At 62.8% G+C, this 24,793-nt stretch carries 21 protein-coding genes; 16 read left to right on the top strand and 5 right to left on the bottom strand.

Features of this window, described 5'->3' with window-relative positions; genetic code table 11:
- Nucleotides 1–51: 51 nt before the first annotated feature.
- Nucleotides 52–1,314 carry an AI-2E family transporter gene (locus KBX14_RS04925; protein ID WP_252931582.1) on the bottom strand — a complete coding sequence of 421 codons (1,263 nt, stop codon included), beginning with the start codon at nt 1,312–1,314 and terminating at the stop codon, nt 52–54.
- 241 nt (nt 1,315–1,555) lie between these two features.
- On the opposite strand from KBX14_RS04925, the gene dnaK reads away from it, so the two are divergent.
- From dnaK to KBX14_RS04895, 6 genes are all read left to right on the top strand, one after another.
- Nucleotides 1,556–3,385 (top strand): molecular chaperone DnaK, encoded by a 1,830-nt coding sequence (gene dnaK, locus KBX14_RS04920; protein WP_256041961.1) that lies wholly within the window; start codon nt 1,556–1,558, stop codon nt 3,383–3,385.
- Nucleotides 3,386–3,415: 30 nt separating this feature from the next.
- Nucleotides 3,416–3,997: a nucleotide exchange factor GrpE gene (gene grpE, locus KBX14_RS04915; protein ID WP_256041960.1), complete on the top strand. Its 582-nt coding sequence runs from the start codon at nt 3,416–3,418 to the stop codon at nt 3,995–3,997.
- 103 nt (nt 3,998–4,100) lie between these two features.
- Nucleotides 4,101–5,306 (top strand): molecular chaperone DnaJ, encoded by a 1,206-nt coding sequence (dnaJ, locus tag KBX14_RS04910; protein ID WP_256041959.1) that lies wholly within the window; start codon nt 4,101–4,103, stop codon nt 5,304–5,306.
- A 2-nt stretch (nt 5,307–5,308) separates the two neighbouring features.
- Nucleotides 5,309–5,707 (top strand): heat shock protein transcriptional repressor HspR, encoded by a 399-nt coding sequence (locus KBX14_RS04905; RefSeq protein ID WP_070361811.1) that lies wholly within the window; start codon nt 5,309–5,311, stop codon nt 5,705–5,707.
- A gap of 675 nt (nt 5,708–6,382) precedes the next feature.
- On the top strand, nt 6,383–7,330 hold the full coding sequence (locus tag KBX14_RS04900) for a type IV toxin-antitoxin system AbiEi family antitoxin domain-containing protein (RefSeq protein WP_256041958.1): 948 nt from the start codon (nt 6,383–6,385) through the stop codon (nt 7,328–7,330).
- Nucleotides 7,327–8,247 (top strand): nucleotidyl transferase AbiEii/AbiGii toxin family protein, encoded by a 921-nt coding sequence (locus tag KBX14_RS04895; RefSeq protein ID WP_084028531.1) that lies wholly within the window; start codon nt 7,327–7,329, stop codon nt 8,245–8,247. Before KBX14_RS04900 ends, KBX14_RS04895 begins: the two co-directional genes overlap by 4 nt.
- Before the next feature lie 697 nt (nt 8,248–8,944).
- Here the strand turns inward: KBX14_RS04895 and KBX14_RS04890 are convergent.
- The 3 genes from KBX14_RS04890 to KBX14_RS04880 are packed head-to-tail and all read right to left on the bottom strand — an operon-like array spanning nt 8,945 to nt 12,178.
- A complete protein-coding gene (locus KBX14_RS04890; protein WP_070479588.1) occupies nt 8,945–10,708 on the bottom strand; it encodes a pyruvate dehydrogenase in 1,764 nt (587 codons plus the stop codon).
- A 47-nt stretch (nt 10,709–10,755) separates the two neighbouring features.
- Nucleotides 10,756–11,940 (bottom strand): alpha/beta hydrolase, encoded by a 1,185-nt coding sequence (locus tag KBX14_RS04885; RefSeq protein WP_256041957.1) that lies wholly within the window; start codon nt 11,938–11,940, stop codon nt 10,756–10,758.
- Nucleotides 11,933–12,178, bottom strand: a complete 246-nt coding sequence (locus KBX14_RS04880; protein ID WP_256005608.1) for a hypothetical protein — start codon at nt 12,176–12,178, stop codon at nt 11,933–11,935. The genes KBX14_RS04885 and KBX14_RS04880 overlap by 8 nt, the downstream gene beginning before the upstream one ends.
- An 89-nt stretch (nt 12,179–12,267) precedes the next feature.
- Between KBX14_RS04880 and KBX14_RS04875 the strand changes: the two genes are divergently transcribed.
- The gene (locus tag KBX14_RS04875) at nt 12,268–13,110 is read left to right on the top strand and encodes a carbon-nitrogen hydrolase family protein (protein WP_256041956.1); all 843 of its coding nucleotides are present in this window, start codon (nt 12,268–12,270) and stop codon (nt 13,108–13,110) included.
- Here KBX14_RS04875 and KBX14_RS04870 read toward each other — a convergent pair.
- The gene (locus KBX14_RS04870) at nt 13,067–14,167 is read right to left on the bottom strand and encodes a hypothetical protein (RefSeq protein WP_256041955.1); all 1,101 of its coding nucleotides are present in this window, start codon (nt 14,165–14,167) and stop codon (nt 13,067–13,069) included. The genes KBX14_RS04875 and KBX14_RS04870 overlap by 44 nt on opposite strands.
- A gap of 79 nt (nt 14,168–14,246) precedes the next feature.
- Here KBX14_RS04870 and KBX14_RS04865 point away from each other — a divergent pair, with 79 nt between their 5' ends.
- The 9 genes from KBX14_RS04865 to fbaA all read left to right on the top strand — a co-directional run bounded on the left by KBX14_RS04865 (nt 14,247) and on the right by fbaA (nt 24,357).
- Nucleotides 14,247–15,599 (top strand): sodium:glutamate symporter, encoded by a 1,353-nt coding sequence (locus KBX14_RS04865; protein WP_256041954.1) that lies wholly within the window; start codon nt 14,247–14,249, stop codon nt 15,597–15,599.
- A gap of 263 nt (nt 15,600–15,862) precedes the next feature.
- The gene (gene clpB, locus KBX14_RS04860) at nt 15,863–18,421 is read left to right on the top strand and encodes an ATP-dependent chaperone ClpB (RefSeq protein WP_256041953.1); all 2,559 of its coding nucleotides are present in this window, start codon (nt 15,863–15,865) and stop codon (nt 18,419–18,421) included.
- Between the two features lie 22 nt (nt 18,422–18,443).
- Nucleotides 18,444–18,857 carry a DUF4265 domain-containing protein gene (locus KBX14_RS04855; RefSeq protein ID WP_070479576.1) on the top strand — a complete coding sequence of 138 codons (414 nt, stop codon included), beginning with the start codon at nt 18,444–18,446 and terminating at the stop codon, nt 18,855–18,857.
- Nucleotides 18,858–18,880: 23 nt separating this feature from the next.
- On the top strand, nt 18,881–19,723 hold the full coding sequence (locus KBX14_RS04850; protein WP_256041952.1) for a sulfurtransferase: 843 nt from the start codon (nt 18,881–18,883) through the stop codon (nt 19,721–19,723).
- A gap of 12 nt (nt 19,724–19,735) precedes the next feature.
- Nucleotides 19,736–20,881, top strand: coding sequence for a hypothetical protein (locus KBX14_RS04845; RefSeq protein WP_256041951.1), 1,146 nt, complete (start codon nt 19,736–19,738; stop codon nt 20,879–20,881).
- Nucleotides 20,871–21,404, top strand: a complete 534-nt coding sequence (gene pyrE, locus KBX14_RS04840; RefSeq protein ID WP_256041950.1) for an orotate phosphoribosyltransferase — start codon at nt 20,871–20,873, stop codon at nt 21,402–21,404. Before KBX14_RS04845 ends, pyrE begins: the two co-directional genes overlap by 11 nt.
- The gene (locus KBX14_RS04835) at nt 21,391–22,047 is read left to right on the top strand and encodes an RNA methyltransferase (RefSeq protein ID WP_256041949.1); all 657 of its coding nucleotides are present in this window, start codon (nt 21,391–21,393) and stop codon (nt 22,045–22,047) included. Before pyrE ends, KBX14_RS04835 begins: the two co-directional genes overlap by 14 nt.
- Before the next feature lie 12 nt (nt 22,048–22,059).
- Nucleotides 22,060–23,271, top strand: coding sequence for a glycoside hydrolase family 76 protein (locus tag KBX14_RS04830; protein ID WP_070975597.1), 1,212 nt, complete (start codon nt 22,060–22,062; stop codon nt 23,269–23,271).
- Between the two features lie 45 nt (nt 23,272–23,316).
- Nucleotides 23,317–24,357 carry a class II fructose-bisphosphate aldolase gene (gene fbaA / locus KBX14_RS04825; RefSeq protein WP_256006653.1) on the top strand — a complete coding sequence of 347 codons (1,041 nt, stop codon included), beginning with the start codon at nt 23,317–23,319 and terminating at the stop codon, nt 24,355–24,357.
- Nucleotides 24,358–24,793 lie beyond the last annotated feature (436 nt).

Below are 24,793 nucleotides of genomic sequence, written 5' to 3'. Positions count from 1 at the left end.
TGTCCTTTCGGTTTTTGAAGCTAGTTATCTTAACAATATAGCGCTACATGCTTAGTTCTTGGAGCGCCTGCCCATTTGCGCCATGTGTTCGCGCACGGCGTTGAAGGCCTCCTTGGAGTCCAACGTCTGGCTCTGTTGGGTGGCCATTTGGACCTCGTCGGGGGTGACTTCGCCAGTTCGGAGCGAGACCATCTCTGCCCAGTAGCGGAACCAGACAGCGAGGACCGCGGCGACCGGCACCGCGAGGAACGCGCCGACGATGCCGAACAGCGTGCCGCCGAGCGCTACGGAGAGCAGCACGATCGCTGCGTGCAGGCCCATTGCCTGGGACTGCAGGATCGGCTGGAGGATGTTGCTCTCCAGCTGCTGCACCACGATGATGAGCACGAGCACCAGGATGGCGTTGGTCAGGCCGTTGGAGACCAGCGCGATGATCACCGCCAACGCGCCCGCAGTGAACGCACCGATAATAGGGACGAAGCCGGCGAAGAACGTGATCACTGCCAGCACTGGCCACAGCGGCACGCCCAGCAAGAGGAGGCCGAGGCCGATGAAGATGGCGTCGACAGCCGAAACGATCGCCTGCGTGCGGATGAAACCGGACAGCGTATTCCAGGAACGCATGCAGACCTCGGTGAGGTGCCAGCCGGCGCGCACGCCCACGTAGCCCTTGAGCCACGGCAAGAATTTCGGCCCGTCCTTCAGGAAGAAGAAGGTGAGGATCAGGGTCAGCGCCAGGGTGGTGCCGACGGATGCGATCGCCCCGATGCCCGTGAACACGCCCGAGGCGATGTTGGAGGCCTGTCCGCGCAGGACATTGGTGACTTGGTCGATGGTCTCCTGGATCTTGGCTGGGTCGATGAGCTCGTTATCGACGTTGTCGCGCAGCCACTGCGTGATCTGGTCGATGCCCTGCTGCGCCTGGTCGACGAGCTGGGTGCCCTGCGTGCGAACGGTCGGGGCCATGGCGGCGAAGATGCCGCCGATGATGGCGAAGGCCCCCACGAGCACGCCGGCCGCGGCGAGTGCTGGCGGCGCCTTCTTCTTGCGCAGCCAGTCCACCGGCGGCCACAGCACCGTGCACACGATGAGCGCCAGGAAGATCGGCAGCAGTCCCATCCAGACGTACTTCAGCAGGTACAGCAGGATGGCGGTGGCGGCGACGATAATGATGAACCTCGCCGCCCAGGCTGCCGCGGTGCGCCCGTCGGAGGCGATGACCGTGCTGCGGTCAACAGTTTCTTGGGAAAGCTCTTGCGCCGCGTCGGCCGCGGTGGGCTGCGCTTCCGTCTGTGGTTCAACTTTGTTGCTCATACCAAGACATTGTGCCAGACCTGCCAGACATAACTTATTTACACCCCCTGGACTGCAAGATTAGGAAAAGTTGAGTCGAGTGGGAATAACTTTCTGGATTGCATGTTGTAAGGATTGAGCGTGATAGGCTCAAGGTTGGCGGAACTTCTGCTACAGTGGTTCCCGTCAAGTTGAGTCGAGGCGATTCAACTTCGGATTAACTTCAGAAATGACTTCGACAAACACAGGAGGAAATGTAGAAATGGGACGCGCAGTAGGTATTGACCTTGGTACGACAAACTCGGTTGTCTCTGTCCTTGAAGGCGGAGAGCCGGTAGTTATCGCGAACGCTGAGGGTTCGCGCACCACCCCGTCTGTCGTCGCGTTTGCGAAGAACGGCGAGGTGCTGGTTGGCCAGTCCGCGAAGAACCAGGCGGTCACCAACGTTGACCGCACGATCCGCTCCGTTAAGCGTCACATGGGCGAAGACTGGACGGTCGAGATTGATGACAAGAAGTACACCCCGCAGGAGATTTCCGCACGTACGCTGCAGAAGCTGAAGAGGGACGCAGAGGCATACCTCGGCGAGGAGGTTACCGACGCCGTCATTACCGTCCCTGCCTACTTCGAGGACGCACAGCGTCAGGCTACGAAGGAAGCCGGCCAGATCGCAGGTCTGAACGTCCTGCGTATCGTCAACGAGCCGACGGCAGCTGCACTGGCATACGGCCTGGAGAAGGCTGACAAGGAGCAGACCATCCTGGTCTTCGACCTTGGTGGCGGTACCTTCGACGTCTCCCTGCTGGAGATCGGCGACGGCGTCGTAGAGGTCCTGGCAACCGCGGGTGACAACGAGCTCGGTGGCGACGACTGGGACAACCGCGTGGTTGAGTGGCTCGTCGATAAGTTCAAGTCTGCACAGGGCGTCGACCTGTCCAAGGACAAGATGGCGATGCAGCGTCTGCGTGAGGCCGCTGAGAAGGCAAAGATTGAGCTGTCTTCCTCCCAGCAGGCATCCATCAACCTGCCGTACATCACCGTCGACTCTGAGAAGAACCCGCTGTTCCTCGACGAGACGCTGACGCGCACTGAGTTCCAGAAGATCACCTCTGACCTGCTGGACCGCACCAAGGCGCCGTTCAACCAGGTCATCAAGGATGCTGGCCTCTCCGTCGGCGAGATTGACCACGTTGTGCTGGTCGGTGGTTCCACCCGTATGTCGGCCGTGACCGACATGGTCAAGGAGCTCACCGGCGGCAAGGAGCCAAACAAGTCCGTGAACCCGGACGAGGTCGTGGCTCTGGGCGCTGCGCTGCAGGCAGGTGTCCTGCGCGGCGACGTCAAGGACGTCCTGCTTCTTGACGTCACCCCGCTCTCCCTCGGCATCGAGACCAAGGGCGGCGTGATGACCAAGCTCATCGAGCGCAACACCACCATCCCGACGAAGCGTTCCGAGACCTTCACCACGGCTGAAGACAACCAGCCAAGCGTGCAGATCCAGGTCTTCCAGGGCGAGCGCGAGATGGCTTCCGCGAACAAGCTGCTCGGCTCCTTCGAGCTGGCAGGTATCGCTCCGGCACCGCGCGGTGTTCCGCAGATTGAGGTCACCTTCGACATCGACGCCAACGGCATCGTGTCCGTCTCCGCGAAGGACAAGGCGACCGGCAAGGAGAACACGATCAAGATCCAGGACGGCTCCGGCCTGTCCCAGGAGGAGATCGACCGCATGATCAAGGACGCCGAGGCACACGCCGACGAGGACAAGAAGCGCCGCGAGGAGCAGGAAACCCGCAACGGTGCAGAGTCCGCGGCGTACCAGACGCGCAAGTTCATGGAGGACAACGCCGACAAGCTGCCGGAGGACCTCAAGACCCGCGTCACCGAGGCAGCCGACGCCGTCGACGAAGCACTCAAGGGAGATGACCTTGAAGCGGTGAAGTCGGCCGTCGAAAAGCTGAACACGGAGTCGCAGGAGCTGGGCAAGGTGCTCTACGAGGCACAGGCCAACGAGGGTGCAACCCAGGCCGAGGCAGCCGACGACAACGTTGTCGACGCCGAGGTAGTCGACGAAGACACCGACGAAACCAAGTAAACAACAGCAACACTGCAGAAGGAGGTCACCATGACGAACCCGAATACTCCGGAACCGGAGCAGGTTGAAGACCTGATCGAAGAAGCCGAGGCAGTAGCAGCAGAAGCTGCCGAGCCCGAAGCTGAGGTCGACGCCGACGCTGCACCGGAAACGGACGAGGGCGAGCAGGATGACGTCGAAAAGCAGCTTGCTGAGCGGACCGAAGACCTGCAGCGTGTGAGCGCCGAGTACGCAAACTACCGGCGCCGCACCGAGCGGGAACGCGCAGCCATCGCCGAGCATGCGAAAGCAGCCTTCGCCACCGAACTGCTCCCGCTTCTCGACGACCTCGACCTCGCCGAACAACACGGAGACTTAAACGAAGGCCCACTGAAAGCCTTCGCCGACAAACTCCGTGGCGTGGCTACCGCGCAACGCGTCGAAGCCTTCGGCGCAGAAGGTGACGCCTTTGACCCCGAAACCCACGAGGCAGTCCAAGACCTGTCCTCCGGCGACAGCAAGGTCATCGGCACCGTGCTGCGCAAGGGCTACCGTGTAGGCGACCGACTCGTGCGAAACGCAATGGTCATCATCGCCGATCCTGCGGAAGAGCCTGCTGAAGACAACGAGTAACAACAAAACCCAGGGCCGGGGCGTGAGGTGCGCGAAAAGCGGCCTTCACGCCCCGGTTTTGTACTTGAAATAACAAAATTCATCCGAGAAAGGAGGGTGCGAGATGGCTATGCAACAAGAGTGGGCCAACAAGGACTACTACGGCGACCTCGGCGTGACCAAAGACGCGTCCACAGCTGACATTAAGAAGGCATACCGCAGGCTCGCACGCGAAAACCACCCCGACTCCAACCCCGGCAACAAAGCTGCCGAGGAGAAGTTTAAGAAGGTGGCAGAAGCGTACGACGTCGTCGGCGACGAAGAAAAACGCAAAGAATACGACCAGTTCAAGGCGATGATGAGCTCCGGCGGCTTCGGCGGCCGATTCGGAGGGGCAGGAGGTCCCGGCTTTCCGGGAGGGTTTCGCCAAACGGGGCAGAGCGACTTCAACTTCTCCGACCTCTCCGACATCTTCGGAGGAGCCGGGGGTGCTGGACAAGCTGGAGAAGGCGGCCTTGGTGATCTCTTCGGTGGCCTCTTTAACCGCGGCGGCGCTGCTGGCAGGAACGCTCGGCCGTCGCGGGGGGCGGACGTCGAGACGGAAATAACCCTCGACTTCCGCGAAGCCGCCAAAGGCACCACCTTCCCCGTCGAACTCACCGGCGACGCCCCATGCACCACATGCCACGGCTCCGGATCCAAATCCGGCCACGTCACCCAGTGCGAACAGTGCCACGGCTCCGGCTACGTCCGCGAGAACTCCGGCGCATTCGGCATGGCCCGCCCCTGCACCAACTGCGGTGGCACCGGCGACGTAATCACGGACCCGTGCACCACGTGCCACGGCACCGGCACCGTCCGGCGCTCCCGCACCATCACGGTGCGCATCCCCGCCGGCGTTGTCGACGGCCAAAAAGTGCGCCTCGCAGGACAAGGCGAAGCAGGCCCCAACGGCAAACCAGCCGGCGACCTCTTCGTCACCGTCCACGTCCGCCCCGACAAAGTGTTCACCCGCACCGGCGACGACCTCGAAGTCACCGTCCCCGTCTCCTTCAGCGAACTCGCCCTCGGCGGCACCATCACCGTGCCCACCCTGGACAAACACGTCCGCGTGAAGGTCCCCGCCGGCACCCCCAACGGGCGCACCCTGCGCGTCAAGGGACGCGGTGTGCCACGCAAATCCGGCAATGCCGGCGACCTGCTGGTCACTGTCGAAGTCGCAGTGCCCAAGGACCTGGACGCAGCCGCTACCAGCGCACTGCGCGCCTACCAACAAGCCGAACGCGACTCCGGCTTCGACCCGCGCGCCGGGTGGGCAGGAGGCGCATAACCATGGCTGAGGAGTACTACGTCATCTCCGTCGCCGCCGAACTCACCGGCATGCACGCCCAAACCCTGCGCACCTACGACCGCATCGGCCTGGTCACACCGATGCGGACCAGCGGCGGCGGACGCCGCTACTCCCGACGCGACATCTCCATGCTGCGCCGGATCCAACAACTCTCCCAGGAAGACGGCGTCAACCTCGCCGGCATCAAAACCATCATCGAGCTCACCGAACACATCGACGAGCTCCAAGAGGAACTGGCGGCCAAACGCGAAGAAAACGCGCAACTGCGACAACGCCTGGAATCACGCCCCCGCGGCGGGGAACTCGTCCACGTTCCCCGCTCAACCGCGCTGGTGACGTGGGAGCCGTCCTCCGCCAGGTCGCGGCGCCGGGCGCGGTAATAGTGGAAAGCCTCTGCTTCGCTTTGATGCTTGGCGGGGGCTGTTTTCTTTTGTCTTGAGGTGCTCATGGGGGGTGGATGCTGCTCGCAGTGCTCGTGTCGAGGTGTTTAAGGAGTGCGATGCTGGTCGTCGAAAATCGGCCCGGTGGGGTGAGAAGACGCGACCTGCATCGCACGCTTTGAAGCGCACGCTTCGAGTGGTTTGAGGGTGACAGGCAGGGGTGGATGCGCACCAAATTCCTACATCGGGTTTGTCCGACCCGGGTTTTTGTAAATCCGCTCGCTGAAAACCCGGAATCTGGTGCGAAGAAGCAGTGGTCGTGGGAACTTTCTTCGTAGACAGATGACGCAACCTGGGGAAACGCAAGTGCTGGTCGACGGGAACAGGCCTGAAACGCCAAATGGTTCCCGGGCGCGGGAACTATTTCAAGGATGCTGATTGATTGGCAGTCCCAGTTGAGTCGTGGATAGGCGGGTCGCCTCGTGGGGGCGTCGTGCTCAAGAAGTGAGGACACTGAGGGGTTGTTGAAGTGCTTGATCTGATGAATGTGTAGCGCAAGCCTGGGATGGAGAGGGTCTGGTCTTCATATCGCTGAATGTCCGTAAATGTTATGTTTGCTACATCTTTACTGTAGTAAACATAGCTTCCTAGTGTTGTATTTGATATGTTTGCTACATGAAGCTTTCTGAAGCTCAGACTATCTTGGCAGCGTATTCCTATCTGCAACATGGATTGGTTACCTCTGCCCAAGCGGCAAGGGAGGGGATTGATACCACGACGATGACACGATTGGCGCAGGGGGATTACATACGTCGTATCCGTCGAGGTGTGTACATCCTTTCTAGTGTGGCGGAAGATTCACTGACGGAGATCCGGGCGGCATGGTTGTCGACCAGGCCGGGGATTCTCGCTGAGGAACGTCTCCATGCAGAAAACCCGATCGTTGTCTCCCATGTCTCGGCTGCCAGCGTGCTTGAATTGGGTGATATCACCCCGGCAACGCATACTTTTACGTCCTCGAAACGGAAGCAATCATCCGCGACTGACATGTCTCATCGCACTGCTGATCTTCAGGATGAGGACTGGATGATAGTTCGTGGCCTTCCAGTGACGACCGTGGCGCGTACGATCCGCGACCTGGCGAAAGATCGCCTTGATGGGGACCAGCTTTACCACGTAATTGCGGACGGAATTCACGAACGGCGCCTTAGTCCCTCGGAGGTTGCGCGGGTAGTTGATCCCTATGCTGGTTCCTACGGCAGCAGTTCGGGCGATGAGATGGTGGCGGAAGCTTTGCGACGCTTCCCTGAGCACGACAGCGCAACAGAAGCTAGGGCCTACAGTAGGAAATCGACCCCTGATGGTTGGGCCAACATGATGGAGGACGTTGGAGAAGCAGTAGCGTCAGCACTGATGCGCCAACTGTCGGATGAGTTGTTATCGAGAAAGCATACGACCCCTGGGCAGGAAGCGACGTTGATGCAGGGCGCGTCGCAGCAAACCCTCCGTTCGAAAGACTGGAAACTAGATCACGCCACGTTGGAAGCGATCCAGGCTCCAGTGAATGCTTTGTTTAAGAAACATCACCCTGCGTCAGACTCTGCTGATGGTGGTGAATCATGAGTGCGGTATCACCAGTCAGCCGTATTGTTCGCAAGCGGACGCAACTCTTGGCGAAGCTTCGTAACGAAGCCCGCCGACAGTCAGTGACAGTGGAGAATATCCAACACCAGTTCGCTTTCGATATGTTCCTGACCCGATTATTTGCTCATGATGACTGTGTGTGGGTCCTCAAAGGAGGGACGAGCCTTCTCTTACGGATCGGGTCTGGTCGACGCAGTCGCGACATCGACTTAGCGCGCCGGGAGCAAGTCCCTCCTGCAGAAGCGCTCCGAGAGCTGCAGGTGCTAGTTGATGAGCCTGGCCCGACAGATCCCGATTTCACTTTCGAGTTACAAGAGCCGGCAAGGGATAATCAGGACCCGATGGACCGGACCAGAGGATCATTCAAAGTCATTCTCAGGATCGGGGCGCAGCAGGTCGTATCCTTCAGCGTGGATATATCTACGCAGCAGCATCTCGACGCCCCGATTGACTCTGTGACGATCAATCCGGTCATTGAGTACGAGGGGCTTCCATCCGGTGCAGTTATCCGAATGGTTCCGGTTGAAAACGTTGCTGCCGACAAACTATGCGCCTGCTACGAATTGCACGGGGCAGAACCATCAACGCGGTACCACGATCTCATCGACTTGGTCCGGATTGTGACCAGCCAATCCATCGATGCGAAGCTCTTGCAAACACTCATGACAAAGGAAGCCACCCACCGCGGTCTTGATCTTCCAAAGGAGATGATTAGTCCTGGTCCGCAGTGGTCCCAGGCCTATCCGAAGCAGGCGCGGCAAGCAGCTGATTTCCCTGCGGAGTATCACGATCTTGCAACCGCACTTGGCGTCGTCGGAGGGTGCTTAAACCCGCTTCTTAGTGCGTCAATCGTGGCCGGGGTATGGAATCCGCAGAAGCAGACATGGGAATCCTGACAACATATAGGTCGCTGGTGCAGACCTCTCACTTACCCCACTCGCGCGCCTGAGTCACCTGTTCGCCGTCGGGGAGCTGGCTTTCGCGATCCCATTGGCCTGGTGTTCGCAGATGATTGCCCGCTCGAGTTTTACCACGTTACCGAGAAGGCCGAGCATGGTTTTGTATTTGGAGCCGAATCCCACGATTGGGTTGGTCCCGCTTTGATAAATCTCATCGGGCTTCTGCATTCGGCGAGATCTACGACTATGCGGTGTAAGTGCTTGTGCACCTCGTGGCCGAGTGGCGTTGGAGTTCGGTCGGGCTGCGGGATTTTGCTTGCAGTGCTCGTGTCGAGGTGTTTAAGGAGTGCGATGCTGGTCGCCGAAAATCGGCCCGGTTGGGTGAGAGAGCGCGACCTGCATCGCACGCTTTGAAGCCCACGCTTTGAATGGTTTGAGGGCGCCAGGCAGGGGAGGGTGCGCACCAAATTCCTACATCGGGTTTGTCCGACCTGGGTTTTTGTAAATCCGCTCGCTGAAAACCCGGAATCTGGTGCGGAGATACAAGGCTTGGGGGAACGTTCTCCGTAGACAGACGGCGCGACCTGGGGAAACGCAAGTGCTGGTCGACGCGGGCGAGGCCACAAACCCCCAAAACGCAAAGTGACCTCGGGCAAAAACCCGAGGCCACAAAGCCGCAAAACCTAGCGCATCATTACTTGAACGTGATCGACGCTGCGCCGCCGATGTGGCGGAGGTTGGAGCGTGCGAGGTCGACCATGCGGCCGACGCCACCGTCGAGGACGGTCTTGGTTGCAGCGGCGGTGAAGCCTTTCATCATGTCCCAGGTGATGTTTGGCGGCATGGACAGGGCGTCCGGGTCGGTGACGATGTCGACGAGGACGGGGCCGTCGTACGCGAGGGCCTCCTTGAGCTTCGGGCGCAGGTCGGCGGGGTCTTCGATGCGGAAGGACTTGATGCCGACGCCCTCGGCGATGTTGGCGTAGTTGACGCCGTCGTGGTCGGTTTCGTGCTCGGGGAAGCCTTGGACGAGCATTTCGAGTTTGACCATGCCGAGTGAGGAGTTATTGAACACGATGGTCTTCACTGGCAGGTTGTGCAGCTTGACGGTGAGCAGTTCGCCGAGCAGCATGCCGAGGCCGCCGTCGCCGGACCAGGAGATGACCTGGCGGTCGGGGAATGCGGCTTGGACGCCGATGGCCTGCGGGAGGGCGTTGGCCATGGTGCCGTGCAGGAAGGATGCGGATTCGTCGCGCTTGCCGTTGGGGGTGAGGTAGCGGGAGGACCACACGTTGCACATGCCGGTGTCGACGGTGAAGTAGGCGTCTTCGTCGGCGAGTTCGTCGAGGACGGAGGCGGCGAGCTCTGGGTGGATTGGGGTGCGGGCTTCGCGGGCTTCCGTCGTGTACTTGCCGACGACCGACTCCAGCAGCTCAGCGTGACGCTTCAGCATTGCGTCCAGGAAGGAGCGGTCCTTCTTCTCCTCGATGTGCGGGAGAATGTTTTCGATGACGCTCTTGACGTCGCCGATGACGGGGTAGTGCACCTTGGTGCGGCGGCCGATGTGGGCGCCGTCGATGTCGATCTGGGCGACGTTCTTGCTGGGCAGCCAGTCGGTGTATGGGAAGTCGGTGCCGACCATGATGAAGAGGTCTGCCTTGTCGGAGGCTTCGTGGCAGGCGCCATAGCCGAGGAGGCCGGACATGCCGACGTCGTATGGGTTGTCGTACTCGATGTACATCTTGCCGCGGAAGGAGTGGCCGACTGGTGCCTTGATCTTTTCGGCAAGTGCGAAGACTTCGTCACGGGCGTCCTTGGCGCCGTAGCCGCAGAAGAGTGTGACGGTGTCTGCCTCGTTGATGGCTTCGACCAGGCGGGCGGCTTCGGCTGGGTCTGGGTAGACGCGCTTGTTGCCGCCGGTGGCGTAGTTGCCGGACAGGGTTGGGGCGTCGGCGGTGACTTCTTGTGCGAAGACGTCACCTGGGACGACGACGACCGATACGCCGTTGCCGGACATGGTGTTCTGGATGGCGTTGTGGACGACGCGCATGCCCTGGTCGGCGGAGTTTGCCATCTCGCAGTAGGAGGAGCACTCCTGGAAGAGCATTTCTGGGTGGGTTTCCTGGAAGAAGGATGACCCGATGTGGAAGGACGGGATGTGTGAGGCAATCGCGAGGACCTTTGCGCCGTTGCGGTGCGCTTCGAAGAGTCCTTGGACGAAGTGGGTGTTGCCTGGGCCGCAGGATGCGCCGCACACTGCGAGTTCGTCGGTTGCGAGTGCGTCGGAGCCGGCGGCGAATGCGGCGGCTTCTTCGTTGCGGACGTGGACCCATTCGATGCCTTGGGTGCGGACGGCGTCGGAAAGCGGGTTGAGGGAGTCACCGACGAGGCCGTAGATGCGCTTGACGCCGAGCTCCTTCAGCTTGGCAACGAATGCCGAGGCGAAGTTCTGAGCCATTCCTAAAATCTCCTTTTATTTGAAGAATAAATTAACCGCTTATCATGTTACCTTTGTTCCTCCTGGAACTCGAAAGATTGTGTGAGATCTGACACAAAGGCCTCGTCTGTGAAGTAGGCGCTATGACTGCCCGTCACCCCAGGTAGGATGCGTGCGCCGTAGGCGGGATCAGTTGGCGACGCCCCCAGCACCGCCTGCGGACCGGACCTGGTCCACAGGATCGGATCGTCCGGAGAATCCACGGCGACCACCCGCGAGTCCGGCCCTGCCAGTCGTAGGTCGCTCACGTGGCTACCGGCGACGCCGGCGCTGCCGACGAGCCAGAGCTGGTCGGTAAGCAGGCCGTGGTGGACGGCGGCCTCGGTGGCTACGCGTGTGCCATAACTGTGGGCGAGGACCACCCGGTGGGCGTTGGGGAAGCGGTCGGTGAGCGCGAGTTGGAAGGCGGAGAGGTCGTCGGCGCCGCGGCGCGCCGGGCCGGGGTCCAGGCCATTGACCACGTTGGGTGGCGGGTCGTAGCCCTGCCAGAGGATCACTGTGGCGCCGGTGCGCTCGGCGAGGAACTGCGCACGGGCAAGCTCACCGCTCAAGCCTTCGGGGCGGCCGGTGGACACGCCGGCGACCATGGTGATCACACGCGCCGGGTCCACGACGTCACCGACCGCCAGCGTCGCCGACACGGGTCCGGCCTCGAGCACGGTCGCGCCCGCGGACTCAACGAGCTCGCGGCGCGCCGGGTCGAGCGTGGCCAGGTTTGTCCGGTGTACCTGGCCAAGGTCTATGCCGTGACGTGCGATGAGTGGCACGTGTCCGCGCGCCGCCTCCAGGTCCCGCTCGTGCGCCTTGCACAGGGCCTCGAGCTCGGCGGCGCACAGCGTGTCGAAGGTCCGCGAAACCCCGTTGAGCACCTGTACGGCCAGCGCGTAGACGGGGCTGCCGCGCAGGGATCGGGCCATCGCGTCGAGACGCGCCTGCCAGGTGGCGTAGCGGCGCAGCACCTTGGCGGCCTGGGTGAGGTCGTCGACAGGGTGGGCGAAGGTGGCGTCGACACGTTGGAGGCGCTGCAGGGCCGCGGTAGGTGCGGACCCGCGAAAACCCGCCCCTACCAGGTCGGACCGAGCTACGTGGCACGCCTGCGATCGCGCGCGGAACTCGGCGACGGCGCCCTCCAACACGCCCGCGGCGACCATCAGCTGCCCGGCGTCTAGGGCAGGGCGGTACGCATCAGACATGGCGCAACGCCTCCGCGAGGCGGGTGTCGCAGTGGATGCAGTCGTCCGCAAATGAGGCGATGGATTCTAAGTGCGTGTTGAGGGCGGTGGTGGAGGCGTCGAAAAGCGATTGGGCGCGATTTTCCAGCGAGCGTAACGCGGCGGCGCTGGCGCTGTCGCGCAGCTCAGCGCGGGGGAGCGACGTGCGGGAGACGCGGTGGGATCGGGCGAGGGACGGGATAGTCGTTGAGAGATGCATGCACCCATCCTCGAAAACCCGCCGAAGCAGGGCAAGGAAAAACCCTGAAACCCTGTGGATAAAATTTCAGATTCGCTAAAGTTATCCACATGCGTATCGCATTGGCACAATTCACCAGTGGACCTGATAAAATGCGCAACCTTTCGCGCATAGAACCCCAGGTCAGGGAGGCCGCGCGCCGGGGCGCGACGCTCATCGTGTTGCCGGAGGCGGCCTCGCACGCGTTCGGGGCCGGTCGCCTCGACTACCAGGCCGAGGACACCGATGGGCCGTTCACGCAGGGGCTGTTTTCGCTGGCCAAGGAGCTGGGCGTGACCATCGTGGCGGGCTCGTTCCGCCCGGCGGACACCGTCGGCAGCATCAACCGCGTCTACAACACCACACTGATCCTCGACGGCCACAGCGACACCCCACGCATCCTCACCTATGACAAGGTGCACCTTTACGACGCCCACAGCTACCACGAGTCCCGCACCGTCAAGGCCGGCGACACCCTGCTCACGTTCCGGCACGGTGACGCCACCATCGGCGTGGCCACCTGTTTCGACATCCGCTTCCCGGAGCAGTTCAAGGAGCTGGCGGCGATGGGTGCGCACGTCATCGTGGTGCCCACGAGCTGGGCGGACGGCCCAGGCAAGCTCGAGGAGTGGCGCTTATTGACGCGCGCCCGCGCCCTCGACTCCGGCGCGTTCATCGCGGCGGCCGGGCAGTCCCGTCCGAACCACGAGACCGAGGCCGGCGAGAAGTCCGGCCCGACCGGCATCGGGTTCTCCACTGTTGTGGCGCCGGACGGGCACCGGATCGTGGAGGCCGGCTACGGCCCCGAGCTCCTCGACGCCGACATCGACATTGCGCAGGTCGCGGTCGTGCAGGAGGACGTACCTCTTATTAGGCTGTCGGAAACTGGACCGCTGCGTCAGTCGCGCATGTAAGGATCCCACGAGCCCCCGCGGCCTCGAGGGCCTCGCGGTACTCCGCAACCTCGGCGCCCTTGCCACACAGCACGATCTGGTGGTCCCACCACGTGCCCGGCGCCGACACGAACGCCGACCCCGGCACCCAAATGGCCTTCGCGGAACTCTCGCCAAACTCGCCCGGGGTCGGCGCGACGCGCGTGACCTGCAGCCACGGCTGCGAATCTGCGAGCGAGTTGATGGTGCGGGTGTCGTAAAGATCGTCCACGTCGTCCCCGCACAGCACCAGGTGCACCTCGGAGCGGATGCGCTCCTCGATGAGCCCGAACACCACCGACTTCGCAGCCGCCCAGCCCGTGCCCACGGCCACGAGCAGCATCTTTGGCCGGTTCGCCCGCACCGCCGGTCCTCGCGCGGCCCCCAACGTCAGGTAGTCGCCGACCTCCACATCCGGCCCGTCGAGGTGGAACTCCAGTTGCCCGAACCGGTTCGGCGGCACCGCCGGGGCCAACGCCCACCACACGCCCTGGTTGCCCGCTCGCATCACCGGCAGCGCCTGCCCCGCCGCATAGCCCACCGCCGCGGAAGCCTCCGCCCGCACGACCCACGCCGACCCGTCCTGCGCAACCTGCGTCACCTGCGCCACCGACGCCGCGGCCATCCCGGCCTCGTCAGCCTCCCGCGACACCCGCTCCATCTCGCGGGCCGCCCGCACCAACACCTGCGTATCGACGCCCACAACCCCACCAACGATCTCCGCCACCGCCGGAAACTCCGACGCCGGAAACCCAGTGCGCCGCAGATCCAACGCCCACTCGCGCAGCGGGATAAGGGTTGCTTCAGGGATTGCTGCCCCCGCCGACTCGGACTCCTGGGTGGACGCGAGGGTGAACGAAGTGGCGTCGACAAGTACTTGGGGCACCTCCGTAGCACCTTCCGGAAAGACCATCGCTGCCTGCGGATACTGCTCCACAATCCGCGCAAACAGCGTGGCGCGCACCTCGGAATCCTGCTCCGCGAGCACTTGCAATGCGGCCGCATTCGGGCCATCCGTGACGGGGGCAAACTTTCTCATAGGGCCAGGGTACTGTTTCTCAGCCTCGGTGAGGTGGACTAGTGTGAGCAGGGAAACAATTAGAGAGAAAGGTGCCGCAGTGGACTACACGCCGTACACACTTCTGACGGATATCGGATGGATCTCCATCCTGCTCATCATCGGAAACGTGCTCCGAAACCGACTGAAAGTGTTACAGGCGCTGCTCCTGCCGGCACCGATCACCGCCGGGCTGCTCGGGCTCATCCTCGGGCAAGAGGTCCTCGGCGTCATTCACTGGTCCGACCAAGTCGGTACCTATACAACGCTGCTCATCGCCGTCGTGTTCGCCTCCATGGCCTACTCCATGAACCTCGGCGGCTCCGTCGCCTCAGGCGCCCGCAGCATGTGGGGCTACTCGACGGCCATGTTCATGGGCCAGTGGGGCATCTTCATCCTCCTGGGGCTGTACTTCTTCGCGCCATTCTTCGGCACCGAACCATGGTTCGGCATGATGCTCCCGGTCGGCTTCGTCGGCGGCTTCGGCACCGCCGCCGCCGTCGGCTCTGCACTTGAGGACATCGGCATCGCCGAAGCGTCTTCCATCGGATTCACCTCCGCCACCGTGGGAACCCTGGTGGCCATCGTTGGTGGCGTCATCGTCGCAAACTGGGGCATCCGCAAAGGCAAGGCAACCGAACTCCGTGGCACCCTCCCCGAAGACCTGCGCACCGGCTACATCGCCGCTGAGTCCGAGCGCCCCTCCATCGGACGCGCAACCACCAACCCATCCTCCATCGAACCGCTGGCACTCCACGCCGGATTCATCCTCATCACCGTGCTGATCGCCTACACCGTCAACACCTGGATCAAGAGCATGTGGAGCAACGTCTCCATCCCACTGTTCGCCATGGCCTTCGTCATCGGCCTCATCGGCCGCGGCCTGCTCGTCGCCTTCAAACGGCCCAACTACCTCGACCGAGAAACTATCTCCACCGTCTCCGGCGCCGCCACCGACTTCATGATCGCCTTCGGCATCGCCTCCATCGTCCCCGCAGCACTCGCCGGATACTGGCAGGCCCTGCTCATCATGTTCGTGCTCGGCACCGTCTTCTGCGTCGTATGGATGGCCTGGGCCGGCCCGCTCTTCTTCGGTGAAAACTGGCTCGAGCGCGGCATCTTCGGCTGGGGCTGGGCAACCGCCGCCGTCGCCACCGGTATCGCCTTGCTCAAGATGGTCGACCCCAAACTGAAGTCCGGCACTCTCAACGAATACGGTGTGGCCTACGTCGGCTTCGCCCCATTCGAGATCGGTATGACTATCCTCGCCCCAATCGCCATCATCGCCGGGTTCACCACCGCGTTCGGCTGGGTGTCGTTCCTGATCGCCGTTGCGGTGGTGGTCGTGGCGTTCGCGCTGAAGTGGGTGCCCGCCAAGAAATACGGCTCGGGAGCCGTGGCTGCCCAGGAATAGGGCCGGCATTTTCCTAGATGGTAGTAACAGGAATGTAGTAATCCGCTTTTTTGGGCCGATTTCGGGGATTACTACAATCCTGTTACTACCATTTGCGTTTTGACGTGCGCTTCCAGTGCGTTTCCAAGCGATTTGCGGAGCTTCAAAGTCAGCGCCACCCCCGAAAACGCCCCACACCCAACCTTGAGTGGAACAGACTCAACTTCTCGTGCGTTAGGGAGAGTGAACAACAAAACAAAACGCAAAGAGAAAGGAAAACGGACATGTCTTCGTTTAACCCAACTACGAAAACGCAGGAGGCGTTGCAGCAGGCGCTGCAGCAGGCGTCGGCGAAGGGCAACCCGGATATTCGCCCGGCGCATTTACTTGAGGCGATCCTGAAGCAGGAGGACGGCATCGCGGCGCCGGTGCTGCAGGCGACGGGTGTGGACCCGCAGACGGTCGCGAAGGAGGCGGCTGAGCTGGTCAACTCCTACCCGAAGGCGGAGGGCCAGAATATGGCGAATCCGAACTTTAACCGTGACGGCCTGAATGCGTTGAACGCGGCGCAGGAGTTGGCGGGCGAACTCGGCGACGAGTTCGTCTCTACTGAGGTGCTGCTGGCGGGTATCGCGCGCGGGAATGATGACGCGGCGGAGCTGCTGAAGAAGCGCGGCGCTACGTTTGAGGCGATTAAGGCGGCGTTCCAGTCGGTGCGCGGCAATAAGAAGGTCACGACTGAGTCGCCGGAGGATCAGTTCCAGGCGCTGGAGAAGTATTCGACGGACCTGACGGCGCGTGCGCGTGAGGGCAAGATTGACCCGGTCATCGGCCGCGATTCGGAGATTCGACGTGTAGTGCAGGTGCTTTCCCGTCGTACGAAGAATAATCCGGTGTTGATTGGTGAGCCGGGCGTCGGTAAGACGGCGATCGTCGAGGGCCTTGCAAGGCGCATCGTGGCGGGCGACGTCCCGGAGTCCCTGAAGGGCAAGACGCTGATCTCCCTGGACCTCGGGTCGATGGTTGCGGGCGCGAAGTACCGCGGCGAGTTCGAGGAGCGCCTGAAGGCGGTGTTGGACGAGATTAAGGAGTCCGACGGGCAGATCATCACGTTTATTGACGAGCTGCACACCATCGTCGGCGCTGGCGCCACGGGCGAGGGCGCGATGGATGCAGGCAACATGATTAAGCCGATGTTGGCGCGCGGCGAGCTTCGGCTGGTTGGTGCGACGACGTTGGATGAGTACCGCCAGTTCATCGAGAAGGATGCGGCGCTGGAGCGGCGTTTCCAGCAGGTGTACGTGGGTGAGCCGACCGTGGAGGACACGATCGGTATTCTGCGTGGCCTGAAGGAGCGCTACGAGGTGCACCACGGCGTGCGGATCCAGGATTCGGCGTTGGTGGCGGCTGCGGAGCTGTCCAACCGCTACATCACGAACCGGTTCTTGCCGGATAAGGCGATTGACCTGGTCGATGAGGCGGGTTCGCGGCTGCGGATGGAGATTGATTCTTCGCCGCAGGAGATTGATGAGCTGGAGCGTATCGTTCGCAGGCTTGAGATCGAGGAGATCGCGCTGCAGAAGGAGTCCGACGAGGCTTCGAAGGAACGTCTGACGGATTTGCGCCAGGAGTTGGCGGATCAGCGCGAGAAGCTCGGTGAGCTGAAGGCACGTTGGTCGAATGAGAAGGCGGAGATCGATAAGGTGCAGGCTGCGAAGGAGGAGCTGGAGCACCTGCGCAACGAGTCCGAGATCGCGGAGCGCGAGGGCGATTACGCGAAGGTCTCGGAGCTGCGCTACGGCCGCATTCCGGAGCTGGAGCAGCAGGTCAAGGACGCTGAGGAGGCGACGGGGGCGTCGTCAAGGACGATGCTCACGGAGGAGGTTTCTCCTGAGGTGATTGCTGAGGTTGTGTCGGCGTGGACGGGCATTCCTGCGGGCAAGATGATGCAGGGTGAGACCGAGAAGCTGCTGGACATGGAGGCAATCCTGGCTGGTCGCGTTGTGGGCCAGAAGGAAGCTGTCGTGGCTGTGTCGGATGCGGTGCGGCGTTCGCGTGCGGGCGTTGCGGATCCGAACCGCCCCATTGGTTCCTTCCTGTTCCTGGGCCCGACTGGCGTGGGTAAGACGGAGCTTGCGAAGGCCCTGTCGGAATTCCTCTTCGATGATGAGGCTGCGATGGTGCGCATCGATATGTCGGAGTACGGCGAGAAGCACTCGGTCGCGCGTTTGGTCGGTGCCCCTCCGGGGTACGTCGGCTACGACGCTGGCGGCCAGCTCACCGAGGCTGTGCGACGTCGCCCGTACTCGCTGGTGCTGTTCGACGAGGTAGAGAAGGCGCACCAGGATGTGTTCGACGTGTTGCTGCAGGTCCTCGACGAGGGTCGCCTGACCGACGGCCAGGGCCGCACGGTGGACTTCCGCAACACGGTGATCATCCTGACGTCGAACTTGGGTGCGGGCGGCGACCGCGAGCAGATCATGAACGCGGTGAAGGCGCACTTCAAGCCGGAGTTCATCAACCGCCTGGATGATGTGGTGGTGTTCGAGCCGCTGACGAAGGAGCAGCTGGTGGGCATCGTCGATATTCAGCTGGGCACGCTCGCCGATCGCCTTGCTTCTCGACGCCTCCAGCTCCGCGTCTCCGACGCCGCGAAGGCCTGGCTCGCGGACCGCGGCTACGACCCTGCATATGGTGCGCGCCCGTTGCGTCGCGTGATCCAGCAGGCGATCGGTGACCGGTTGGCGAAGGAGCTGCTGGCCGGCGCGATCCGCGACGGTGACGTGGTGCAGGTTGATGTCGCGGAAGGCGGCGAGGAGTTGGCGGTGTCGGCAGCGAAGTAGCGTTCGGGCTACACTGCTGTCCATGCAACCAACGACGACGATTTACACACGGGTGGCCGTGCCAGGCGTGGAGAACGAGCAACTTGAGGCTCACCAGCTTGGCGGCGGCCACTTCGTCGTGGCATCGGTGCCGTTTGTGGATGTGTCGTTGGCGGTGGGGGACATCGTGGAGTGCGTGCGTGTTGGCGGCATGTTCCACGTGAATAAGGTCGTGGTGCGCGGGGGCGCGTCCACGGTGCGGATTTTGCCGCAGGGGGAGTCGCCGTTTTCGCTGGCGGAGACGTTGTTGGCGTTTGGCTGCCGGGTGGAGATGGGCCCGGGTGGGATGTTGGCGGCGTCGATAGGTGCGGATTGTCCGAAGGCCGGGATTGATGAATGGCTGGAGGGTTTGGCCGCGTCTGGAGTGATCCAGCTCGCACCTGGCTATACAGCGTGAGGCATACGCGTATGGTGTTATGTATGACTGTTTTTATTTCTCCGCAGGAGCTGTACGAACGTATTAAGTCCGGCAAGAAGCAGACGGTGCTCGATGTTTCTTGGGAGCCGGAGGCAGGCACGGCCTGGCAGAAGTTCCAGTCCGAGCACATCCCGACTGCCGTCTACGGTGACCTGGAGGGCCACCTCGTGGGCATGCCGGGCCGCCGCGAGGGCCGCAACCCGCTGCCGTCGCTCGCCGTGATCGATGAGGCGCTCGAGGAGTGGGGCGTCGAGGCGAACCGCCCGATCTTCATCTACGACCAGGGCTCCGGCGTCTTCGCCGCCCGCGCGTGGTGGATCATGCGCTGGGCTGGCCTGGAGCACGTCCACATTATCGACGGCGGCTTCCGCGAGTGGGAGGCCGAGGGCCTCAAGACCATCGCCGGCCCGGGCAACGTGGTCGTCCCGCGTGACCTGGAGCTGGAAGGCAGCAAGCTTCCGGTGGCGACGCTGGAGGACGTACAGCGCTTCGAGGGCATCCTGATTGATGCGCGTGATGAGAAGCGCTTTGCGGGGCGTCGAGAAGTACTGGACTTGAAGGCGGGCCACATTCCGTCGGCGCTGAACCTGCCGGCGGCGGACCTGTTCTGCAAAGAGACCAGGAAGATCAAGGAGACGGACTACATCCGCGACCGCTTCGCAAGCCTGGGCGTGACGCAGAATACGGACCCGGCGAAGATGATTACGTACTCGGGTTCGGGCAACCACTCCGCGCTGCTCATCGCGGCGATGGAGCACGCTGGCCTGCCGGTGGCCACGCATTATGTGGGTGGCTGGTCGCAGTGGAGTGCACGGTTGGGGAATAAGGTCGCCACGGCACTGTAATATCAGTCCTCGATGATTGCTTACGTGTTGTTTGGGCTGGCCGCGCTGCTCGTGGTCGCGGCTGTCTGGTTGTGGTTTGCACCTGCGTCTTCTTCCTTATCGACGCCCCCTCCGCCACCAGCCGAGCCCTCGCCTGAGGCCGAGCAGGACGTGGAGCCTGAGGCCGAGCAGGAGCCTGCGCTCGAGGTGGAAGAGGAACCGGAACCCGAACCGGAACCTGCGCCGGAGCCAGAGCCACAGCTAGAGCTGGAACAGGCCCCGGAACCGGAGCCAGAGCCGGAGCCCGAGCCTGCCCCGAAGCGTCCACACCGCATGTCGGGCTTGCAGCTGCCGGGCGCGTCGCGCCGGGAGCGCCGCCTGTGGGCGGAACAACACGGCTTCCGCTTCTCCAAGGTGGATGAGTACCTGGTCGATGAGTGGCACCGGGGTGCGGCGGCGTCCGGTGCGGAGCCGCGCGACGTCGTAGCGGGCCAGGTCTACGGCCATGATGTCCGCGTGGTGGACCTTGGCGGTGTGACGGTGGTGGCCGTCGCAACGGGTGAGGTCAGCGACATCGTGGTGGATATGCGCCGCCCGCAGTTCCAGGCGGATTCCTCGGCGGATTTGGTGCCGGTGGAAACCGTCGAGGGCTTCGAGCTATTCACGAACGAGCCCGGTCCCGTCCTGCGCTTCATCGATGTGCGCGTGCGCACCGCCCTGCGCGAGATGCCCGAAAGTGTGTGCGCGGTGTGGTGCGAGCAAGACTGGGTGTTGGCCCAGCTGGAGCGCGGTTCGACGCCACAGGACTGGGAGGACACGTTCGCGCCACTGGCGTTGCTGGCGGACGCGGCACGCACGCTGCCACCGCGCGAGGCGGCGGCGCTTGCGCCGGCGCTCGGTGCCGAGGAGGCACCTGAGCCGGAGACCCCGCAGGTGCAGCGCCCGGAGGAACCACTTGAGCTGCCGACCCGCGTGACCGGCGGCGGATTCGGCGAGTTGGAGGACCACGAGGTCGGTGCGGATTCTGTGGCGCCGATCGCGGACGGTTCACCTGCCGATGACGGCGCGCAGCTCTATGATTTGACCAGAGTGCGCCGCGAGCAGCAGCCCTCCACAATTTTCAACGACTCGTCAGACACCCCGGACACCGAGAAGGAGCCAACCGATCATGAACGATAAAGCACGCCTCGCAGAGCTGGTCAAGGAACTGGCCGTGGTGCACGGCAAGGTCACGCTTTCCTCCGGGAAGGAGGCGGACTACTACGTGGATCTGCGTCGTGCGACGTTGCACCATGAGGCGGCGCCGCTGATCGGCAAGCTGTTGCGTGAGATGACGGCGGACCTGGAGTTCGACGCGGTTGGTGGCCTGACGCTGGGCGCGGACCCGGTGGCCACGGCCGTGATGCACGCCGCCGGCCGCCCGATCGATGCGTTCGTGGTGCGCAAAGAGGCGAAGAAGCACGGGATGCAGCGCCGGATTGAGGGGCCGTCGATTGTTGGGAAGAAGGTGCTGGTGGTGGAGGACACCACCACGACGGGCAACTCCCCGCTGACCGCGGTGGAGGCCGTGCGCGCCGAGGGCGCGGAGGTCGTCGCGGTGGCCACCGTAGTGGACCGAGCGACTGGCGCCGCCGACGCCCTGCACGAGGCCGGCCTAGAGTACCGATTCCTGCTGGGGCTCGAGGACCTTGGACTCAACTGAGCAGGCAAAAGGGCCAACGGAGTGGAATGAGGGCCGCCACGGCGTAGGCCCGTGGGAGGGCCCGTGGCCGGATGACCCCCGCCTGGATCCGCAGTTTTTGGAGGAGGGGGATCGTCGCAACGTAGTGGACGCTTACCGCTACTGGTCGCTGGAGGCGATCCGCGAGGAGCTGGACAAAAGGCGCCACCCGTTCCACGTTGCGATCGAGAACTTTGAGAACGACGCCAACATCGGCACCGTGGTGCGCACCGCGAACGCGTTTCTCGCCGAGGAGGTCCACATTATTGGGCGACGGCGCTGGAACCGGCGCGGCGCGATGGTGACGGACCGCTACCAGCACATCCGCCACCACGCGATGATCGAGGACTTCGCCCAGTGGGCCAAGGAGCACGACCTGCCGATTGTGGCGATCGATAACACGCCCGGCTGCGTGCCGCTCGAAACGGCGGAACTTCCGCAGCGCTGCGTGTTAGTGTTCGGGCAGGAAGGCCCCGGCATTACGGACGAGACGCAGCGCGAGGCGTCGATGACGTGCTCGATTGCGCAGTTCGGCTCGACGCGCTCGATTAACGCGGGCGTTGCCGCGGGCATCGCGATGCACGCGTGGATACGCCAGCACGCCGACTTGAGTACTGCTTGGTGAAAGGTGAAGGTTGTGGAAGAATCCGCCGCGGAAACATGGTCGCACCGCGCTGACCTGGCTCAATCGGCTGTGCAGGAGCGGCACGCCTCGCGCCTGTGGGGGCTGCCGAAGACGAACCTCGCGGTGGTCACGTGGCCACCGGGCTCGAAGGATCGCCTCTACTGGCACTGGCACTACTGGTGGCAGGCCCACTATTTGGACTGCCAGATCGACGCCGCTCTTCGACGCCCCACCAAAACCCACAAGCGCCGCCTCAAAGACACCCTGCGTGGCATCCAGCGCCGCAACCTGGGCAAGCTGACGAAGAACAAGTACTACGACGACAAGGCCTGGCTGGCCCTGGCGTGGAACCGCGCCGTCGACGAGGGCTTGGCACGCCGCACGAAGGCCCTTGACGCCCTGGAGTTCGACCTGCTCGCAGGCATCGACCCGGTGATGGGTGTGCTGCCGTGGCGCACGGAGGAAACCTTCTACAACGTGCCCTCGAACGGCCCGGCCGCCCTCTTGTTCGCGCGCACCGGCCGCCTGGACAAGGCCCGCGAGCTGCTTGACTGGACGTTCGACAACCTGGTCACCGAATCAGGCCTGGTGCAGGACGGGATCCGGATGCGGATGCATGGCCCGGAGGTCGTCGACAAGCTGTATACGTACAACCAGGGCACGGTGCTCGGCGCGAGCCTAGAGATCGCGCTGGCGTTGCGCGCCGACGTCGGACTTCGCGACGACGAGCCAATCGACTCTTTCGCGTACTCAAAACGCGCCGACGATTCCGTGTTTTACATCACACATATCCGGGCAATCGTAGAAGCGATTGTCCTGCATATGGCTACCCCCCAGGGGGTAATTCTGAACAAGCCCTACGAATCCGGCGACGGTGACGGCGGCCTGTTCAAGGGAATTCTCGCGCGCTACCTCGCAGATGTTGCGGTGCGCCTGCCGGAAGACTCCCGCCAGAACATCGCGACCAAAAAGATAGCATCAAGGCTGATTATGGCCTCGGCGGAGTCCCTTTGGTCCCATCGTTTGGAGGTCGACGGACTGCCGATCTTCTCCGCGCGATGGACCGAAGACGCCCGCCTTCCCCACAATTACGGGCTCGGCCCATCCTCCCTGAGCGAAGCCGTCGGGTTGGTCCGAATTGATGAGAGGGACCTTTCGGTACAGCTTTCTGGGTGGATGCTGCTGGAGGCTGCTGCGCGGGTGGCGGCTGCAAATAGTCAGTAAAGCAGGCATACTGGTTGGCGTACCTAAGAAGCTCTAGTGGAGGTTATCTTCATGCCAATTGCAACCCCTGAGGTCTACAACCAGATGCTCGACACTGCAAAGAAGGGCGGGTTCGCATACCCGGCCATCAACTGCACGTCGTCTGAGACCATCAACGCCGCAATTCGTGGTTTCGCAGAAGCCGAGTCTGACGGCATCATCCAGTTCTCGACCGGCGGCGCAGAGTTCGGCTCTGGCCTGTCCGTGAAGAACAAGGTTGCGGGTGCCCAGGCGCTTGCTGCGTTCGCACATGAGATCGCTAAGCACTACGACGTCAACATTGCGCTGCACACCGACCACTGCCAGCTCGAGGTTCTCGACGAGTACGTCCGCCCACTCATCGCGATCTCCCAGGAGCGCGTCGACCGCGGCGAGAACCCACTGTTCCAGTCCCACATGTGGGACGGCTCCGCCATCCCAATCGACCACAACCTTGAGGTCGCCCAGGAGCTCCTGGAGAAGGCACACAAGGCCAACATCATCCTCGAGGTCGAGATCGGCGTCGTCGGTGGCGAAGAAGACGGCGTCCAGGCTAAGGCCGGCGCGAACCTGTACACCAGCGAAGAGGACTTTGAGAAGACCATCGATGCCCTCGGCACCGGCGAGAACGGCCGCTACCTGCTGGCCGCAACCTTCGGCAACGTCCACGGCGTATACAAGCCAGGCAACGTGAAGCTGCGCCCAGAGGTCCTCGACATGGGCCAGAAGGTCGCCGAGAAGAAACTCGGCCTCGCAGCCGGCACCAACCCATTCGACTTCGTCTTCCACGGTGGCTCCGGCTCCGAGAAGGAGAAGATCGAGGAGGCCCTGCGTTACGGCGTCATCAAGATGAACGTTGACACCGACACCCAGTACGCCTTCACCCGCCCAGTGGTCTCCCACATGTTCGAGAACTACAACGGCGTCCTGAAGATCGACGGCGAAGTGGGCAACAAGAAGGTCTACGACCCACGCTCCTACATGAAGAAGGCTGAGCAGGGCATGGCCGACCGCGTCATCGAGGCCTGCCAGGACCTGCGCTCCGTTGGCACCTCCGTGTCCAAGTAGTCGTACTGCTTGCTTTTTCTGAAACCCCTCGGGCCCTCGCGGTCCTGGGGGTTTCTTCGTGTGTGGGGTGGTTTGGCCCCTTTGGGGCCCTTTGGGGGCCTGCTGTGCACCAGATTCCTATTCGTGGCCGGGCGACCTGGGGTTTTGTCGTGGCGGTTTTCTGGAATCCGGGAATTTGGTGTCTTGGCCTTTTGCCCGCGCACCAAATTCCCTCTCTTGGTCCCCGCGACCTGGGGTTTTACGAAGCCGCTTCTCCAAAAACCTGGAATCTGGTGTCGCTTCCTTTCGCGCAAGTGCCAAAGGACGCAATCCCTTCCGCCGAATCTGCCAAAAGCCCAGGTCGCGAAAAATGCGGTGCGTCTATTGGCACTGAAAGCGTCTGGAAGGTTCCAGCAGTTCACACTTCATGCGGTTAGGTGTCTTGAAATGTGACTAT

The sequence above is a fragment of the Corynebacterium sp. CCUG 61414 genome (assembly GCF_024453945.1).
Classification (GTDB): Bacteria; Actinomycetota; Actinomycetes; order Mycobacteriales; family Mycobacteriaceae; genus Corynebacterium; species Corynebacterium pseudogenitalium.
The sequence above is the reverse complement of the archived record's forward strand: the minus strand, read 5'-3'. Positions and strand labels throughout refer to the sequence as shown.